At 66.0% G+C, this 18,227-nt stretch carries 16 protein-coding genes; 4 read left to right on the top strand and 12 right to left on the bottom strand.

All coding sequences use genetic code 11. From position 1 onward, the window contains the following. Window positions 1-5: 5 nt before the first annotated feature. On the bottom strand, window positions 6-1,484 hold the full coding sequence (locus tag ABZW16_RS22005; RefSeq protein ID WP_354957814.1) for a DoxX family protein: 1,479 nt from the start codon (window positions 1,482-1,484) through the stop codon (window positions 6-8). Window positions 1,485-1,647: 163 nt separating this feature from the next. Here ABZW16_RS22005 and ABZW16_RS22000 point away from each other — a divergent pair, with 163 nt between their 5' ends. Together ABZW16_RS22000 and ABZW16_RS21995 are read left to right on the top strand one after the other, a co-directional pair. Then, a complete protein-coding gene (locus ABZW16_RS22000) occupies window positions 1,648-2,778 on the top strand; it encodes a phosphotransferase family protein (RefSeq protein ID WP_354957813.1) in 1,131 nt (376 codons plus the stop codon). Between the two features lie 8 nt (window positions 2,779-2,786). Beyond that, on the top strand, window positions 2,787-3,917 hold the full coding sequence (locus ABZW16_RS21995) for a hypothetical protein (protein ID WP_354957812.1): 1,131 nt from the start codon (window positions 2,787-2,789) through the stop codon (window positions 3,915-3,917). 183 nt (window positions 3,918-4,100) lie between these two features. Here ABZW16_RS21995 and ABZW16_RS21990 read toward each other — a convergent pair whose 3' ends face one another. The 7 genes from ABZW16_RS21990 to mqo form a co-directional block, all read right to left on the bottom strand. Further along, window positions 4,101-4,502: a cobalamin biosynthesis protein gene (locus ABZW16_RS21990; RefSeq protein ID WP_354957843.1), complete on the bottom strand. Its 402-nt coding sequence runs from the start codon at window positions 4,500-4,502 to the stop codon at window positions 4,101-4,103. A 25-nt stretch (window positions 4,503-4,527) separates the two neighbouring features. After that, a complete protein-coding gene (locus ABZW16_RS21985) occupies window positions 4,528-6,135 on the bottom strand; it encodes a cobyrinate a,c-diamide synthase (protein WP_354957842.1) in 1,608 nt (535 codons plus the stop codon). Between the two features lie 106 nt (window positions 6,136-6,241). After that, the gene (gene cobO / locus ABZW16_RS21980; protein ID WP_354957811.1) at window positions 6,242-6,856 is read right to left on the bottom strand and encodes a cob(I)yrinic acid a,c-diamide adenosyltransferase; all 615 of its coding nucleotides are present in this window, start codon (window positions 6,854-6,856) and stop codon (window positions 6,242-6,244) included. A gap of 350 nt (window positions 6,857-7,206) precedes the next feature. Then, on the bottom strand, window positions 7,207-7,335 hold the full coding sequence (locus ABZW16_RS21975) for a hypothetical protein (protein WP_354957810.1): 129 nt from the start codon (window positions 7,333-7,335) through the stop codon (window positions 7,207-7,209). Between the two features lie 91 nt (window positions 7,336-7,426). Further along, entirely contained in the window at window positions 7,427-9,604 is a 2,178-nt protein-coding gene (locus tag ABZW16_RS21970; RefSeq protein ID WP_354957841.1) for a VWA domain-containing protein, read from the bottom strand. 307 nt (window positions 9,605-9,911) lie between these two features. Next, window positions 9,912-10,361 (bottom strand): GNAT family N-acetyltransferase, encoded by a 450-nt coding sequence (locus tag ABZW16_RS21965; protein ID WP_354957809.1) that lies wholly within the window; start codon window positions 10,359-10,361, stop codon window positions 9,912-9,914. A gap of 38 nt (window positions 10,362-10,399) precedes the next feature. Beyond that, complete coding sequence (gene mqo / locus ABZW16_RS21960; RefSeq protein WP_354957808.1) at window positions 10,400-11,893, bottom strand: malate dehydrogenase (quinone); 1,494 nt, start codon at window positions 11,891-11,893, stop codon at window positions 10,400-10,402. A gap of 261 nt (window positions 11,894-12,154) precedes the next feature. Here mqo and ABZW16_RS21955 point away from each other — a divergent pair, with 261 nt between their 5' ends. Continuing rightward, window positions 12,155-13,222, top strand: a complete 1,068-nt coding sequence (locus tag ABZW16_RS21955) for an alpha/beta hydrolase (protein WP_354957807.1) — start codon at window positions 12,155-12,157, stop codon at window positions 13,220-13,222. Here the strand turns inward: ABZW16_RS21955 and ABZW16_RS21950 are convergent. From ABZW16_RS21950 to map, 3 genes are all read right to left on the bottom strand, one after another. Then, entirely contained in the window at window positions 13,202-13,765 is a 564-nt protein-coding gene (locus ABZW16_RS21950; protein ID WP_354957806.1) for an alpha/beta hydrolase, read from the bottom strand. The two genes, ABZW16_RS21955 and ABZW16_RS21950, sit on opposite strands and share 21 nt — an antisense overlap. 97 nt (window positions 13,766-13,862) lie before the next feature. Then, window positions 13,863-15,407: a cobyric acid synthase gene (locus tag ABZW16_RS21945; RefSeq protein ID WP_354957840.1), complete on the bottom strand. Its 1,545-nt coding sequence runs from the start codon at window positions 15,405-15,407 to the stop codon at window positions 13,863-13,865. A gap of 142 nt (window positions 15,408-15,549) precedes the next feature. Then, window positions 15,550-16,413, bottom strand: a complete 864-nt coding sequence (map, locus tag ABZW16_RS21940; RefSeq protein ID WP_354957805.1) for a type I methionyl aminopeptidase — start codon at window positions 16,411-16,413, stop codon at window positions 15,550-15,552. Between the two features lie 153 nt (window positions 16,414-16,566). Here map and ABZW16_RS21935 point away from each other — a divergent pair, with 153 nt between their 5' ends. Next, entirely contained in the window at window positions 16,567-17,577 is a 1,011-nt protein-coding gene (locus ABZW16_RS21935) for an LLM class flavin-dependent oxidoreductase (protein WP_354957804.1), read from the top strand. 8 nt (window positions 17,578-17,585) lie between these two features. On the opposite strand, the gene ABZW16_RS21930 is transcribed toward ABZW16_RS21935, so the two are convergent. Continuing rightward, window positions 17,586-18,143: a hypothetical protein gene (locus ABZW16_RS21930; protein ID WP_354957802.1), complete on the bottom strand. Its 558-nt coding sequence runs from the start codon at window positions 18,141-18,143 to the stop codon at window positions 17,586-17,588. Window positions 18,144-18,227: the final 84 nt, after the last annotated feature.

Below are 18,227 nucleotides of genomic sequence, written 5' to 3'. Positions count from 1 at the left end.
AGCTTTCAGTGGAAGTACGCGTAGTCCTGCACCCAATTGAACCCACGTCCGCGCAGCGGGAAGCCGTTGAGATCGACCTGTCGCAAGGAGATGGTCACCGACCGACCGTTCAACTGCCCGTTCAGTGTCAGACGGTCGGGCGCGGGCTGTTCGAAGCTGAAGGCGGCAATCTGAGTCGGCTGCGCGTCCGGTTGCTCCGGCAGTGCGGATACGGCGATCGTGTGCGCGGCGGTGTCGACAGCGGGAACGGCCGGTACGAGCGTGCCGTCCATCTTCTGATAGGTCATCCCCGGCACATCGAATACGACTCGCTGCCAGCGTGTTTCGTCGGTGGTCAGCGGCGGCACCGGAATGCCGTCCTGAGTGAACTCCGATACCGTCCAGATCCCGTACAGCGGCGGCTTCGGGCTGCCACCACCGCCTTCGTTCCAGTACTTCAGCCCCGTGTGCACAAAGCCAACCGCCATCCACACACCGAGCGCGACCTGCAGCGCTATCGCGATCCGTCGAGTTCGGTTGCCGCGGAACGGATCCGGCTGCATGGTCGGTTCGGACGGCCGGTCGAGTACCAGCACGTTCGCCAGCCGCCGCGCCTGCGGCGCCAGCAGGACCATGCTCAGCAGCATGAGGTGGAATGCCAGGATCTTTACCGGGACGTCGAAGGTCATATTGAGCACGAACACCTGCGCCAAGCTCACCAGGCTCAGCATCGCGCCGAGCGTCGCGGTCCGCGGCACGAAGAGCAACAGCCCGCCGAGCACTTCGGCGCAGCCGAGCAAGATCTCGTAGGTGGGTGAGCTCCCGACCTGATTCCACAGCACCGAGGCGGGACTGAACTCACCATATGGTTGCAGCAGTTTGGCGAGCGCAGGCTCGGGCATCTGCGTCGGAATCGCCTTGGCGAATCCGTAGAACAGCATCTGTCCGCCCAGACACATCCGAATGAAGAGCAGGAACCACGCCTGTAGCCGCTGATAGTTCGGCCTGCGCCGGTCCAGCACCGTCCAGATGAGCGTCGCCACCACCGCGACGATCAGCACGCAGTAGACGAACGACCAGATGAACCGCTGATCACCGCTGCCCGAATCCTCGTGCAGCACGACATCGGTGCCGAAGAACAGTCGACCGGCCCACTCGACGACCGGGCTTATCGTGCGAAATTCCCAGAGCACCGCACTGTCCGGCAGCGAATCGGCGAGGAGCCCGACGAATGCGAAGGGAATCTGGGTGAACAGTAGGCAGAACAGGCCGAAATAGAGGAAGGAGAACCGAAACGCGATCCTGGTCAACGGATTCCACCGCGAGTGCGCCTCGGGCGGTATCACGCTGTCTTCCCGATCCAGAACCTCCGCACCGACCGCACTCACACCGATCCCCTCACTCTCACCCAACGACGTCACATCCGCCGACGGTATCCGCGCGTTCACCCCACCCGCTTCCAGGAAAACCCCGATTTCCACCCCGACCCACCGGGGTATGGGCATCCGCCGGAAGTATGACCGCCCGCCCGCCGACCGCTCGGTGCGCTGGAATGTCAATACCGAATATCACCCAGTGAGGGTCGTAGGTTTTCTTCTAATTTTTGCGGTAAGCACCAACTAGAACGCGTTACAGTCGCCGCAGGCACATGCGTCAGGAGGACAGAGAATGGCCGAAGATCCGGACCCCACCGCGCGGCGGCAGCTGACCGTCAGCGCGCGGGACCTCGACACCCTCGCCGAGGACCTGTCCCGGTGGCTGGGCGGTAGGGTCGGGGCGGATCGCCCGCCCAAGATCTCGGCGCTGTCGCGGCCACAGGGCGCCGGGATGTCGAGTCCGACAGTGCTGTTCGACGCCGAATGGAGTGTGGGCGGGCGGACCGAGCACGGCTCGTTCGTGGCCAGGATGACCCCGGATGCCGATTCGTTCCCGGTCTTCGAAACCTATGACCTGGAACTGCAATACCGGATCATGGCAGGGGTCGCGGCGGCCTCGGAGGTGCCGGTGCCCGAACTGTGCTGGCTGGAGACCGACGAGAAGGCGCTCGGCACAAAGTTCTTCGTAATGCGCCGGATCGAGGGCCAGGTGCCCTCGGACAATCCGCCGTATGTGTTCATCGGCTGGCTGTTCGACGCGAGTCCGCAGGAGCGGGCCGAACTGACCGCGAAGACCGTCGAGGTCATCGCGAAGGTGCACGAAATCCCGGACCCGGCAACGCGATTCCCGATGCTGGACGCTCCCGGGCAGGCACTGCGCCGCCATGTCGAATGGCATCGGAACTGGTATCGCTGGGCATTGGCCGATGACGGCTACCCGATCCCGCTGATCGAGCGGACCTTCGACTGGCTCGACGCGCACTGGCCCGCCGATCCCGGCCCCGACGTACTGAGCTGGGGCGATTCCCGACCCGGCAATGTGCTGTACGACGGATTCACCCCGGTCGGCGTGCTCGACTGGGAAATGGCCGGACTCGGCCCGCGTGAGCTGGATATCGCCTGGCTCATCTTCATTCACCGCTTCTTCCAGGACATCGCCACCCGCTTCGACCAGCCGGGGCTGCCGGACTTCCTGCGGCGCGCGGACGTTGTCGCGAAATACGAAGAGATCACCGGATATACGGTTCGCGATCTCGACTTCTACATCGTCTACGCGGCGCTGCGGCACGCGATCGTCATGGCCAGGGTCAAGCGCCGGATGATCCACTTCGGCGAGGACACCGACACTCCCGATCGCGACGACTACGTAATGCACCGGGCAAGCCTGGAGGCGCTGCTCGACGGAACCTACGAATGGGATTAGAGGAAATCATGGCTGTACCCGAGGGTCGCTCCGCAGGCTCCGCGCCTTCGCCCCTTGATGAATACCCCATCCACCAGACCCATCTGTCGATGGCCCGAGTCGCCAGCAGCGACCGGAACTTCTACGACCGAAGCTATTTCAACGGTCACGACCGCGATGGCGGCACCTTCTTCGTCACCGGCGGCGGTGTCTATCCGAACCTCGGGGTGATCGACGCGTACGCCTGCGTGCGGCGTGGTGATATCCAGCGCACGGTCCGCTTCTCCGACGCGCTCGGTGATCGCGGCATCGACCTGCGCGTCGGCGGCTACCGCATCGAGGTACAGGAACCGCTGCAGCGGATCCGGGTGGTCTGCGAGCACGACGATCTCGGCTTCGACCTCACCTGGCACGGATCGTTTCCCACCGTCGAGGAACAACCGCATCTCATCCTCAACGGCAATCGTCCGATCATCCAGGCGACCCGTTTCGCGCAGGTCGGCTCGTGGGAAGGGACACTGCACGTCGACGGCACGGACCTCACCATCGACCCGGCCGTCTGGATGGGCACCAGGGACCGCTCCTGGGGCATCCGCCCGGTCGGCGAACCCGAGCCGCCCGGCCGCGCCGCCGCCGAACCCTCGGGCGGGTTCTGGTGGATGTATGTGCCGATTCGCTTCGACGATTTCGCCATCGTGGTGATTCTGCAGGAGGAGCCCGACGGCAAGCGCACCCTCAACGACGCCGTTCGGGTCTTCCCGGACGGCCGCACCGAACAGTTGGGATGGCCGCGCTACCACATCGAATACCGTTCCGGCACAAGACATCCGGTAGGCGCTCGATTGGAGCTCAGCACCCGGGACGGTAAGCCGCTCGAGGTCGAGATCCGCACCGTCACCAATGTCCCCCTGCACGTCGGCTGCGGCTATGGCGGCGACCCGGACTGGCTGCACGGCCGCTGGATGGGCCGCGACTGGTCCTCGAACAGCACCTACGACCTCACCGACCCGGCCATCGCAAGCCGCATCCCCTTCGGCGTCATCGACCACGTCGCGCATGCCCGCTGTGGGGAGTCCGAAGGGTGGGGTTTGTTCGAGCACGCGAGTCTCGGGCGGCACGATCCGACCGGCTTCGCCGACTGGGGTTCCGTGGCGCCGTAGGTTTCCGGGCGGGCGCGCCCGAGTGGGCGGGCGCGCCTGAGTAGGGCGGCATGTCCCCAGTAGCTTCTTCGCGCAGGTGCGTCTGGGCGCGCTCATCTGGGTCGGGCACGTATGAGCAGGCAAGGCACGTCTGGCCGGGCACGTCTGGCCGGGCTGCCCGTTCATCCAGAGGTTGAACTTGCCTTATGCCGAAGACGATTCGGCGACGAGCGCGGCGGCAATCACGATTCCATCGACCGTCCGCTTGGGAATAACAAGCGGCCCACCTGCGGCGAGCAGCGCGGCGGCCTCCGCGACGCTTGCCGTACCGAGCGCGTCGCCGGTGCGGGCCGAGGGATTGGGAACATCAACCTCGGCAAGTTCGGCCGCTGTATAGGCACGGACCGAAGCGCCCAACCGGCTCGCGGCACCGAGCAGGCCACGCTCCCCAGCGCGCCGGTCGATGGTCGCGAGACAGGCAATGGGCTTGTCACCCATCACTTCTCGCAGCGCAGCCAGCAGGCGTTCGCTCGATGTCCCGGGCCGGAACCCGATCCCGACAGCCAAATCAGGTGATCGCGCTTGCCTATTGGGCGATGCGACCACATTCGCCGATGCGTCGGCTCGCACCTCACGGGTGTCGAACGGCGGCACGAGTTCGGGCGTAGTGGGCGGCTGCGGCGACGAAACGGCTTGTGGCTTCGGGATTTCCGGCTGGGTGGGTATGTAGGTAGGAGGCGTGTACGCGGTGGATGAGGGCGCCCTCGCGGATGCGGTCGGCTGCGGTGTGCCAGCCCCACGCGGGGGCGTCGGTGCCGGAGGTCACCAGTCGGGTGCGGTGGAATTCGTGGCCGCGTACGCGCTCGCCCGCTCGCCACAGTGCGGAATCGGTGAGTGCCACGGCATCTCGGTAGCCAAGGGTAAGGCGGGGGCCGAATTCCGCCGTTGCGTCGACCACACCCGCCATCGGGTGTCCGTCGAGCGAGCGAGTCAGATACAGCAGCCCGGCGCATTCGGCATGCACCGGAAGCCCGGCCCGCGCCCCCGCGCCCACCTGCGCCAACAGCTGAGTATTCGCCGCCAATTCCGCCGCATGCTCCTCCGGAAACCCACCCGGCAACACCAATCCCGATGTACCAGAGGGAAGTTCATCATGCATCGGATCGAAAACCACAACCCGAGCCCCCGCCGCCGCCAACAACTCCCGATGCTCGGCATACCCAAACGTGAACGCAGGCCCACCGGCCATCGCAATCACCGGCCCGAGCCCCACCCCCGCAGCCCCACCGCCGTCCCCCGCGATCCCACGACTCATGCCCATCACACCCGCATCACTCACGCCCCCGGCGACTACAGCAGCGACTCCCACCGCTCCGGTAGCTGCGGTACGACCCGATCCCGCGGCAACCGCATCACTCCGACCAGTGATCGATTGCGACGCGCCTGTTTCCGGCCGCGACGCACTCCTCCCGGCGAATGCATCCCGTTCGGACAGCGACTCCGCGGCGGCGTGGATCGCGGTGGCTGGATCCCATGCGGGGCCGGTGACGGTTGTGTGGGCCAAGCGGGCTATGGCGGGGAGATCGACGTGGGTGGCGACGAGATTTGTCATTGCTTCGACGGCGGCGGTGGCGGCGGAGCCGTGCTCTACGGCGGGGATGAGGCCCAGGTGGCGGGAGGGGACCTCTAGTTCGGTCATGCGGGGCAGGCAGCCGAGGACGGGGAGGCCTACTCGGTCGCAGGCAGCGCGCAGGACCTCCTCGTGGCGTTCGCTGCCGACGCGATTCAGGATGACGCCGCCCAGGCGGATGCCGGAGTCGAAGGTGGCGAAGCCGTGCAGTAGGGCGGCGAGGCTCTGGCTGTGGCCGCGGGCATCGACGACCAATATCACTGGGGCGCCGAGCAATCCGGCGACCTGGGCGGTGGATCCCTCGGCGATCGGTCCGGATCGGTTCTCGTCGATGCGCCCGTCGAACAGCCCCATTACACCTTCGACCACCGCCAGATCACAGCTATCCGCACCGTGCCGGTAAAGCGGCACAACGCGTTCCGCGCCAACCAACACCGGATCGAGATTGCGCCCCGGCCGCCCCGCAGCCAACCCGTGATAGCCCGGATCGATGTAATCCGGCCCCACCTTGAACGGCGCCACCCGATGCCCTGCCCTCCGCAGCGCCCCGATCAGCCCCGTAGCCAGCGTCGTCTTCCCACTCCCCGAAGCCGGAGCCGCAATAACCACCGCCGGAACTCGCCTCCCCACCAAACCCCCGCTGGTCAATTGATCACCATGCACTGGTGCAGGCAAACGTCGAGTACCCACCTGCACCAGCGCATTCTCGCGGGATTCACCATTCGATGCCTCGTTGGCCTTTGCGGCCTGCGTCCATGGGGTGTTTGAGTTTGGTCATTTCGGTTACTAAGTCGGCGGCGTCGAGTAGGGGTTGGGGGGCGTCGCGGCCGGTGATGACTATATGTTGGGTGCCGGGGCGGGTTTGTAGGGTGTCGACTACCTCGTTGATGTCGATCCAGCCCCATTTGAGGGGGTAGGTGAATTCGTCGAGGACGTAGAAGCGGTGTTGTTCGGCGGTTAGTCTGCGGGCGATTTCGCGCCAGCCTGCTAGGGCTGCGGCGGCGTGGTCTTCATCGGTGCCCTGTTTGCGGGTCCAGGACCAGCCTTCGCCCATCTTGTGCCATTCGACCGGTGCGCCGGTGCCGGTCTCCTCGTGTAGGCGGCCGAGAGTGCGGAATGCGGCCTCCTCCCCGACCTTCCACTTGGCGCTCTTCACGAACTGGAATACCGCTATATCGAAGCCCTGATTCCACGCCCGCAATGCCATCCCGAAGGCGGCCGTCGACTTCCCCTTACCCGGCCCGGTATGCACCGCGAGCACCGGCTGATTGCGGCGCTGCCGCGTGGTCAGCCCATCATCCGGAACCGTCTCCGGCACACCCTTAGGCATTGAAACTCCTTGGAAATCCATAGGTCAGAGCGTCTACGCGACTCACGGCCAGATCGTCGGCCGTACGACCGAAACTGATTCGACGCTCAGCCGTCACGGCGGACAGCTCGGGCTTCGGTGTCGTCGCCGAGCGAATCGTGCGTCGAAACCCGGAACGACCACAGATCGCTCGGGTTCGACCAATGACGGTCGCGTCACCACGATCAAGCGGTGCCGACTTGTACAGAATTGCCGAATATCGTTGGCTCGCTGCGGATTCGACGCAGGACACTGACATCGACACGATCAGGCGACTCGGGTCGTTCCGACAGCCGCCCGGGCGCGGACGAAATCCGCGACCGAATCGCCGGTCAGCCCACCGAGTTGGGGATATCCGGCCAGTAGAGCGCGAGCCAGGTCGGCGGCCAGGCGGTAACACCCTGATCATGCGGCTCGGGTCGCACCGACACCCGGACGACCCGATCCGGCGCGAACGCCATCCGCTACCGAACCGCGGGTCAGCTCGCCGAGCGGTACATATCCGGCACGCATTACGTGGGCCACGTCGGCAGCCAGGCGGCAGCACCCCGATCATGCGGCCCAGGTCGCACTGACACCCGGACGACCCGATCCGGCACGGACGACATTCGCTACCGAATCGCCCGTCAGTTCGGCGAGTTGGAGGTATCCGGCGCGGAGGGTGCGGGCCAGATCGGCGGCGAGGCCGAGGCGGATCATGCCGCGTTCGCAGTCGACGACGATCGAGGTGATCGCCTCGTTGGCGAGCAGATTCGCGGCGGCGCGGGCGCGTAGGACCGGGTCGGTGCCGCCGGTGGCGCGGCCGTCGGTGAGGAGCACCAGCATCGGGCGGCGGCGGGGATCGCGGACGCGCTCGCGGTGTATGACTTCGCGCGCCTTCAAAAGTCCTGCGGCGAGGGGGGTTTTGCCGCCGGTGCGCATGCCGGACAGGCGGCGCACGGCAATGTCCACCGAGGACGTCGGCGGCAGGACGAGTTCGGCTTCCTGACCGCGCACGGTGATCACCGCAACCTTGTCGCGTCGCTGATAAGCGTCGCGCAGCAGCGCGACCACAGCGCCGGTGACCGCCGAAAGTCGATCCCTGGCCGCCATGGATCCGGAGGCGTCGACCACGAAGACGACCAGATTGCCTTCGCGCCCTTCGCGATACGCGCCGCGCAGATCATCGGCGGCCAACTTCAACGGCCCATCGGCGCGACCACGGGAACGCTGATGCGGCGCGGCAGCGAAGACGGTGCCGAGCAGATGTAGGCCAGCGGAGGTGTCGGCGCTGGAGCGAACGGTGCGGCCCTGTCTGGTCTGCGCACGCGAACGGCGACCCGCCGCGCCCTCACCGACGCCTGGCACCTCCCAACGTGGCGGTGTCACAACGGATGTCGTGGGTGTGCCGGTGCGCCCCGCGCGCGCGGACGGCGACCGCCCACCACCGGGCCCGCCGCTCGGCGAATCCGGACCATCGTCATCGGGACCACGTCCGTCCGCATCATCGTCGGGGCCTGCACCATCCGGGCCACCGTTGCCATCCGCGTCCAGGTGGTCGATCAGGCCGGTGTCATCGCCATCGCTCGGACCGCCATCAGATGCCGCATCGTCCTGATGGTCACTCGGACCCGCGTTGTCGGCAGCGCTCGGGCTGCCATCGGATGCCGCATCGTTCGGATGGCTGTCCGCGCCGTCGTCCCCCGAACTCGACTGCTCCAATTCGTCACGCCCACCGGACTTTTCGGCCCGCGCGGCCTCTTCCCCTGCCTCGCGCATCGCCTCATCCAGCTGCTCTTCGCTGATCCCCGGCTCATCGAAGGGATCCCGACGCCGCCGATGCGGCAGTGCCAGCTCAGCGGCGACGCGCACATCCTCCTCGGCCACCGCATCCGCCCCACGCCAAGCCGCATGCGCGGTAGCGGTTCTGGCCACCACCAGATCCGCCCGCATCCCATCGACATCGAAAGATGCACACAGCGCGGCAATCCGCCGCAGCTCGACATTGTCGAGTGCGACAGCGGCGACCCGATCGCGGGCCGTGAGAATCCGCTCGGCCACTTCCCGATCGGCGGCGGCATAGCGCCCCGCGAACCCGGCCGGATCCGCCTCGTAGTCGAGGCGACGTCGCACCACCGCCATCCGGATGTCCACATTCCGCGAGGCCGCAACGTCGACGGTGAGCCCGAATCGGTCCAGCAGCTGCGGCCGCAGCTCACCCTCCTCCGGATTCATGGTGCCGACCAGCACGAATCGGGCGGGGTGCGAATGCGAGACCCCATCGCGCTCGATATGCACCCGCCCCATGGCCGCGGCGTCGAGCAGGACGTCGACCAGGTGGTCGTGCAGCAGATTCACCTCGTCGACGTAGAGCACACCGTGATGCGCGGCCGCCAGCAGCCCGGGCCTGAACGCCTGCTCACCATCGCGCAGCACCCGCTCCAGATCCAGCGATCCGACCACCCGGTCCTCGGTGGCGCCGACGGGTAGTTCGACCAGCCGAGCGGGCCGCGCACCGGTCTCATCGACAACGGGCGGCAGTAACTGCGCAAGTGCCCGCACCACAGTCGATTTCGCGGTCCCCTTCTCTCCGCGCACCAACACGCCGCCGATCCCGGGATGCACCGCACACAGGATCAGCGCCAGCTGCAACCGTTCCTGCCCGACCACCGCCGAGAAAGGGAATCCCGCAGCACCGTCGGTATCCGGACGCGGACCGGTCAGCGAGGGGGCATGCGGCGCGGTTTCCATATGGGACAGGGACACGTCCCAACTGTATTCGCGCCGGAACCACCACCCGGCAGCACCCTCCACCGGCCCGCACCGTGCCGCCGAGCCGCGCCATCCGGCGCGCCTGTCGATCGGCACCCCTGCGGCGAGACCGCGCTCCCCAGCGACCAGCTCGCAAGCCCGCCACGCGCCCCCAGCACCGGCTCGCATGCCCCCGCCTCCCCCAGCAACCCATCCACATGCCCGCGTCTGCACGCGCCCCCAGCGACCACCTCGCACAAGCTGACACCATTGCGCGAGGCGCTCACGATCTACCCGACAGCCAGCATCAGCCCCTACGCATCGGCAGATGCATAATGCCGTCTTCCTCGAACTCATCGCCATCGGGCTTGAACCCGAACTTGGCGTACATATCGACCAGGTACGTCTGCGCACTCAGCCGCACCGTCGCCGACCCCGCCTCGGCGAGCGCCGCCTGCACCAGCCGAGTGGTGTAGCCATGCCCGCGCGCCGGAACCGCGGTGCACACCCGCCCGATGCGGAACGATTTCACGCCGTTCTCGTGCTCCTCGAGCAAGCGCAGCGTCGAAATGACCTCACCCTCGTCATCGAGCCAGAAATGGCGCGTCTCCGGCAGCAGGTCGAGACCGTCCAGCTCCGGATACGCGCATTTCTGTTCGACGACAAAGACTTCGACGCGAAGCTTCAACAGCTGGTACAGGGTGGCGGTGTCGAGATCGAGCGCCCAGGACCGTTTGAGTGCAACCGTTGACATCATCGCGTCTTGCTATCACAACTAGGCGATCGGCGCGACCCCTACAGCTTGAGCGTGTTGTCCGACACGCCGTTCAGGTTCAGGGTTTTGGTCGACCAATCCCAGACCTCCTGGAACAGCGCCTGGTTTTCCGAGAGCTTCACGCCCAGCGAGGGCACCATTTCCTTCAGCTTCGGCGTCCAGTCGGCGTACTCACGCGGGAAGCAGCGCTGCAGCACGTCGATCATGGCGCTCACACCGGTCGACGCGCCGGGCGAGGCGCCGAGCAGACCCGCGATTGTGCCGTCCTCGGCGGCGATAACCGCGGTGCCGAACTCGAGCACACCGCCTGCACCCTTGCGCCGGATCACCTGTACGCGCTGTCCCGCGGTGATCAGCTCCCAGTCGTGTCCATCCGCGCGCGGCATGAACTCCGTCAGGGTGGCCACCTTGCCCGCCTCGGACTTGAGCAGCTCGCTGATCAGGTACTTGGTCAGGCCGAGTTCGGTGACGCCGACGCCGAGCAGCGAGAAGATATTGTTCGGCTTGACCGACTTGAACAGGTCGGTGTTCTTACCGTCCTTGAGGAACTTCGGCGTCCACCCGGCGTACGGCCCGAACAGCAGTCCGGGCTTGCCCTTGATAATGCGAGTGTCCAAGTGCGGCACCGACATCGGCGGCGCGCCGACCGCGGCCTTGCCGTAGACCTTGGCCTCGTGCTTGGAGATCAGCTCCGGGTTGGTGCAGCGGATGAATTGGCCGCTGATCGGGAAGCCACCAAAACCCTTGGCCTCTTTGATACCCGACTTCTGCAGCAGCGGCAGCGCACCACCACCGGCGCCGACGAAAACGAATTTGCTGATGAGCGTGCGGGTTCGGCGGGTGCGCAGGTTGCGCACCTTGACCAGCCAGGAGCCGTCGGCCTGCTTGCTGAGGTCGCGGACCTCGTGGCCGAAGGCCAGATCCACCCCGCTGCGGCCGAGGTAGGCCAGCAGTTCGCTGGTGAGCGAACCGAAGTCGATATCGGTGCCCTCATTGGTCCAGTTGAGCGCGATCGGATCGGAGAAGTCACGGCCCTTGGCCATCAGCGGTAGTCGCTTCGCGAATTCGTCCGGGCTGTCGATGTATTCCATGGTGGCGAACAGCGGGTGCCGCGACAGCGCCTCGTAGCGCTTGCGCAGGTAGTCCACATTGTCCGCGCCGTGCACGAAGCTGACGTGCGGGATGGGGTTGATGAACGCGCCGGGATCGCCGAGGATGCCGTTCTCCACGCCGTAGGACCAGAACTGGCGCGAGACCTGGAAGCGCTCGTTGATGTCGATGGCCTTGCTGATATCGACCGACCCGTCCGGATTCTGCGGGCTGTAGTTGAGTTCACACAGTGCGGAGTGTCCGGTGCCCGCGTTGTTCCACGGATCGCTGCTCTCGGCGGCGGCGGCGTCGAGCCGCTCGAACAGGGAGATCGACCATTCCGGCTGCAACTGCCGAAGCAGTGCGCCGAGGGTGGCACTCATGATCCCGGCACCGATGAGTACTACATCGGTCTTTTCAGTCATGGCAGCGTTCGGCACGGGTAGATCGACTTCCTTGTCCTTCTGCGCACGCCCACCCCCACGGTGGGCCTGCTGGGCACGGGCGCTATGTGGTTGTTCGCGAGTCCTGCGTGACTCGGCGGAAGTAGGTTACCCGCCGTTCACCTACGCCCAATTGTGCACCTCAGCTGTTCGAAGCCCGACAGCGAACTTGCCGAATGTGACATAGATTCCTTCCCGGGTTCGATCTTCGATCCGGCGCAGACGTCGCCTAGATTGGTCCTTGTGACGAACGAAGCCCCGCTCAGCGTGTCCGATATCACGGCTGCGGCCGCCGAGCGGTGGACGCCGGACGTCCTCGGTGCGGGCTATCAGCAGCGAACCCTGCTGCTCGGTCCGGACCCCGACGGTGAAGGCGAGGCGGTCGCCACCCTCGTGCGGTACATCCCCGATACCGCTGCCACCGCCACCGAACCCGCGGTGCTGTACCTGCACGGGTTCACCGACTACTTCTTCCAGCAGCATCTCGCCGAACACTTCGCCGAGCGCGGGCATCGCTTCTACGCGCTCGATCTGCGCAAGTGCGGTCGCTCGCTGCGCGACGGCCAGACACCGCACTACGTGACCGATCTGGCGCTCTACGACGCCGAACTGAACGAATCGCTGCGGATCGTTCAGGAGGAGGCGGGCGAGCACGTGCTGGTGGTCGCGCATTCGACCGGCGGCCTGATCGCCTCCCTGTGGCTGGACCGGCTCAACAAGGCGACGGGCACGGCCGCGTCGGGCATCGTCGGCCTGGTCCTCAACAGCCCCTGGTTCGACCTGCAGGGCCCGTCGTACTACCGGACCATCGGCACCCCGGTGATCAAGGCGCTGGGCCGGTTCCGCTCGATGTTCGAACTACCCGGCGGCAAGATCAGCTCCTACGGCGACAGCCTGCACCGCAGTGTGGCGGGCGAATGGGATTACAACCTGGATTGGAAGCCCCTGGCGGGGTTCCCGGTCCGGCTCGGCTGGCTGCGGGCCATCCGCAATGGGCATGCCAAGCTGCAGGCGGGTCTATCGGTCGGCGTGCCCGCGCTGATTCTGCGTTCGCGCATTACGAAATTCGCGCGCCAGTACGGTCCGGCCGTCGACGTGGCGGATGCAGTGCTCGACGTGAGGCAGATTCAACGCTGGTCCGGCTGCCTCGGTGACCGGACCAATATCGTCCCCATCGACGGCGCGCGCCACGATGTGTTCCTGTCTTCGGCCGAACCGCTGGCCAAGGCCTTCGCCGAACTCGACAGCTGGCTGGACTGGTTGGTGGTCTTCCGCAAGAAGACCGCCGATTCACCAGAGGCTGGTGCGTAGCACGATCTCGGTGGCCAATTCGTGGTCGGCCTCGGTCGCCACATTGTCGACGTCGATCTCCACGACCCGGAATTCGCCGTAGACGTAGCGCCCGGACGAGTCCGCGACCGAGCGGGCCAGATTCTTGGTGACCAGCACCGTGGCGGCCACCTCCACCGGCCGACAGTTCGGGTCCAGCACTGTGCCATCGGCGGCAGGTACCGCAGGATGGCCGCGATCGGCCACCACAAGGCTGATGAACCGGCCGAACCCACCCGCGCAGACCTGCCAGGCCAGCGTCGCGCCCACACCCCGTCCGGCGACGTTCACCCACGGAACGCCCAGCTCGTCGAGGATGGCGTACACGCCCGCCGGATCCAGGTCCGCCACCGATTCCACCGCTATCGTGCGCAGGTCCGAGGTGTGCAAACGCGCACATACCTGGTCGTAGACGTCGACCGGATCACCGGCGTCGGGCAACAGCAGCACGCTGTGCCGAGACTCCGGGCCGTCGACCCGCACGGTCCATGCCCGGTCACCGACTGTGATCCGCCGAGATTTCATGCCGGAGTACGGTACACGCCTCAATTGAACGGAACCGCGTGTCACTTGCCTGCGCGTTAGGGACATGAACATTCCGGTTATCCGCCACGGTGCGAAATCACCGTAGTGTGCTGCCGATTCCCAGGCCGGACACGATGGTAGGCAGCTCGGCCGGTACACCGTCGGTGAGCACGCGCTCGATCGCGGCGATATCGAGATGATCTTCGATCAGGTCGGCGAGGAGGTCGAGCTGGGCCGAGCGGATCGCCGCTACCGAGGTGTCGTCGGCGACGATGAAATCGTGACGGCGCGCCTGTGCGGCAACCTCGCGCAGCCAGCTGCGGCGGAACTCGTCCGATTCCAGCAGGCCGTGCAGATGCGTGCCCCAGATCGCGCCGTGGGCACTGCCCTCGGGTTCGCATCCGTTCAGCTCCAGCCAGGCCGGATCACCGGTGCGCCCGACCCGACCATGATGGATTTCGTAGCCGTGCACGGGAATTCCGTTGCCGATGCCGCGCCCGGTGCTGCGCCGCAGCATCTTCGGGTCGGCGAATTCGATCTCGAGATCGAGCAGACCCAATCCCGCGACCGTCCCCGCATCGGATTCGACGCGATCCACGATGCGAGCGCCGAGCATCTGATAGCCGCCGCAGATGCCGAGGACCGGCCGCCCCGCGGCAGCCCTGGCACGCAGCCCATCGGCGATTCCGGTGCGCCGCAACCATTCCAGATCCGAGACCGTCGCCTTACTGCCCGGCAGCACCACCAGATCGGCATCGGCCAGCCGCGACGGGTCGCTGACCCAGCGCACCGCGACACCCGGCTCACAGGCCAGGGCCTCGATATCGGTGGAGTTGGAGATGCGCGGCAGGCGGATGGCGGCGACGGTGAGCCATTCGGCGCCGAGCGGCGGGCGGGGACGGCCGACCGGTGCGTCGGCGACGGTGCCGAGCGAATCCTCCGCGTCGATCCACAGTTCGTCCGCGTACGGAATGACGCCCAGCGTGGGGCGGCCGGTCAACTCGGTGAGCCGATCGAGTCCGGGGCGCAGCAGTTCGACATCGCCGCGGAACTTGTTGACGATGAAGCCGCGGATCAGTTGCTGATCTTCGGGTTCCAACACCGCCACCGTGCCGAACAGGTGCGCGAGCACGCCGCCGCGGTCGATATCGCCGACCACGAGCACCGGCAGTCGCGCCGCCCGCGCCAGACCCATATTCGCCAGATCGGTGGCGCGCAGATTGATCTCGGCGGGCGAACCGGCACCCTCGCAGATCACCACATCGAATTCGGCGCGCAGCGAATTCAGTTCGGCGGCAACGACTTCGCGCAGATCCCGACGATGCTGGAAGTAGTCGCTGGCACCGACGGTGCCGATGGCCTTGCCGCGCACCACCAGCTGTGAGCGGCGGTCGCTACCGGGTTTGAGCAGCACCGGATTGAACCGCACGCTCGGCTCCAGCCCACATGCCGCCGCCTGGAGCGCCTGCGCGCGGCCGATCTCGCCACCGTCGAGCGTGACCACCGAGTTATTGGACATGTTCTGGGCCTTGAACGGCGCGACGTGTATCCCGCGCCGGGCCAGCATCCGGCAAAGTCCGGCCACCACAACGCTTTTCCCGGCGTCGGAGGTCGTTCCGGCGACCAGCAGCGCGCCCTTCAGCTCGCCGGTCACGGCAGCTCGGTGCACGTGCTCACCGCATCCCCGTCAGGCGCGGCCACGCGCACAACGGCAAGCTCGGAATTTCGGCACCCGACTCCTCGACGGCACAACAGCGCACGCCTCGAACCGCGCGGCTCACCCGTCACGGCAACGTCAGAATTTCGGCGCCCGTCTCCGTCACGACCAGCGTGTGTTCGAACTGCGCGGTCCACTTGCGGTCCTTGGTGACCACGGTCCAGCCGTCGTCCCAGATCTCGTAATCGATGCCGCCGAGGTTGATCATCGGCTCGATGGTGAAGGTCATACCGGGCTCGATGACCGATTCCACGGCGGGCTGGTCGTAGTGCAGGATGACCAGGCCGCTGTGGAAGGTGGGGCCGACGCCGTGGCCGGTGAAATCGCGCACCACGCCGTAGCCGAATCGGTTGGCGTAGGACTCGATCACCCGCCCGATCACATTGAGCGCACGGCCCGGCCGAACCGCCTTGATGGCACGCATGGTCGCCTCGTGCGTGCGCTCGACCAGCAGCCGCACCTCCTCGTCGACATCACCGGCCAGGAAGGTCTTATTGGTGTCGCCGTGTACGCCATCGATATAGGCGGTGACATCGATATTGACGATGTCACCGTCCTGGATCACCGTCGAGTCCGGAATGCCGTGGCAGATCACCTCGTTCAGCGAGGTGCAGCACGACTTCGGAAAACCCTTGTACCCCAATGTCGATGGGTACGCGCCGTGATCACACATGTACTCGTGCGCGATCCGGTCCAGCTCATCGGTGGTGACGCCGGGCGCCACCGCCCGGCCCGCCTCCTCGAGTGCCTGTGCCGCGATCTTGCCCGCGAGCCGCATCTTTTCGATGGTCTCGGCGGTCTGCACCCAGGGCTCGCGCCCCTCGTTCACGGTCTTCTTCCACGCATACTCCGGACGCTCGATCGAGCGTGGAACTTCACGGGTGGGCGAAAGCGTGCCGGGAACAAGTGGCTGACGGGTACGCACAGACATGGAACAAGACTATCCGCACCGGCCATCGCGCACCGTCCGTCCCCGCGCCCGACCTGGCCATGAGCATATGGCCATCCGATGGAATAGTTTCGGACCATGGTCCGTTTAGGCTAGTGGTTGACATAGAAACTACACAGGAACAGGACTCGAGCTGTGGAACTGGGACTCACGACCTTCGCGGAGCTGTACCCGGTCGGCGACCGACCGGCGCCCACCGCGGCCGAACGGCTACGCGAGGTGGTGGACGAGGCAGTCGCCACCGAACGCGCCGGACTCGACGTCTACGGCGTCGGCGAACATCACCGCAAGGACTTCGCAGCATCCGCGCCCGCGGTCGTGCTCGCAGCGATCGCGGCGCGCACCGAGCGCATTCAACTGACCAGTGCGGTGAGCGTGCTGAGCTCGGATGATCCGGTACGGGTGTACCAGGATTTCGCCACGCTGGACGGCCTCTCGAACGGCCGCGCCGAACTGATGGCCGGGCGTGGTTCGTTCACCGAGAGCTTTCCGCTGTTCGGATATGACCTGAGCGACTACGACGAGCTCTTCGAGGAGAAGCTGGCACTGCTGCTGCGCATTCGCGCGGATGAGCCGGTGACCTGGAACGGCAAATTCCGTGCTCCCCTGCGCGATGCAGTGATCTACCCGCGCACGGACAACCGGCCGCTGCCGGTCTGGATCGCGGTCGGCGGTAGCCCGGAATCCGTGGTCCGCGCCGGACTGCTCGGCCTACCGCTGGCGATCGCGATCATCGGCGGCCAACCTGCACACTTCAAGCCGCTGGTGGATCTCTACCACCGTGCGCTCGAGGAGGGCGGGCACGAGAAGCAGTCGGTGGCGGTGCACGCGCACGGCTATATCGCCGATACCGATGAGCAGGCGGTCGCTGATTTCTATGAGCCGTACGCCGTGGCCATGAGCACCATTGGGCGCGAACGCGGTTGGGGTCCGATGACCCGCCCGCAGTTCGATGGCATGCGCTCGCAAAGCGGTTCGCTGTTCGTCGGCACGCCCGACTACGTGGCCGAGAAGATCGCCGACATCCGCGACACCCTGGGCCTGGACCGTTTCATGCTGCACACCAGCGTCGGCACGCTGCCGCACGAAAAGGTGCTGCACAATATCGATCTACTCGGCACAAAGGTCGCACCGCAGATCGGCTGACACCCCATTCACGAGGTGGGCAAGCGGATCTCCGGATCATGCTGCTGGAGCAGGGATTGCGGTGCCGGAAGTGCGGTGACGATCCCCAGATCCGGTCGCGCACAAGCGTAGAAGCGGTCCCTGGCTTCCGAGGCCGTCGCGAGTGCACACCGAACGGTCTCCGCGGAGATCGATTCATCGGTGTGCAGCACCCGCAGTTCCCATACCTTCTGCTGCCAGGCTCGCGCGGCCGAAACCGTCGGACCGTCCGCGAGCAGGAGTATCGCTTCGAGCAGATCCGCGCGCTCGTCCTCGGCCGAAACCAGCAGCGGCCAACCTTCGGATACGGCCAATGTTTCATGCCCCGGCCACAATTGCGGATGTCTGGCCGCCGCCATCTTTGTGTGCAGACGAACCTCATGTTTGATCGCGGCGGCGAAGGCGACGTACGCCTCTCGCCGAGCCCCATCCCAACGCGTCGCATGCTGGCGGTCCCACTGCAAACGATCCTTGCGGATATTGAAGTAATAACCGAACCATGCCGAGGTCGCACCGGTCACGATCGCGATCGCGGCATATTCAATCACATCATGAGTTGGGTTATGGTGGTATTAGGATTAGTAACCCTATCTATTTCCCCAGCTTTTTTAAATAGTGAACACGGTATCGGC

Origin of the sequence: Nocardia sp. NPDC004604, assembly GCF_040609795.1 — a bacterium.
Taxonomy (GTDB): domain Bacteria; phylum Actinomycetota; class Actinomycetes; order Mycobacteriales; family Mycobacteriaceae; genus Nocardia.
Note: the sequence above shows the minus strand (reverse complement) of the source record. Positions and strands in the feature narration are given on the sequence as shown.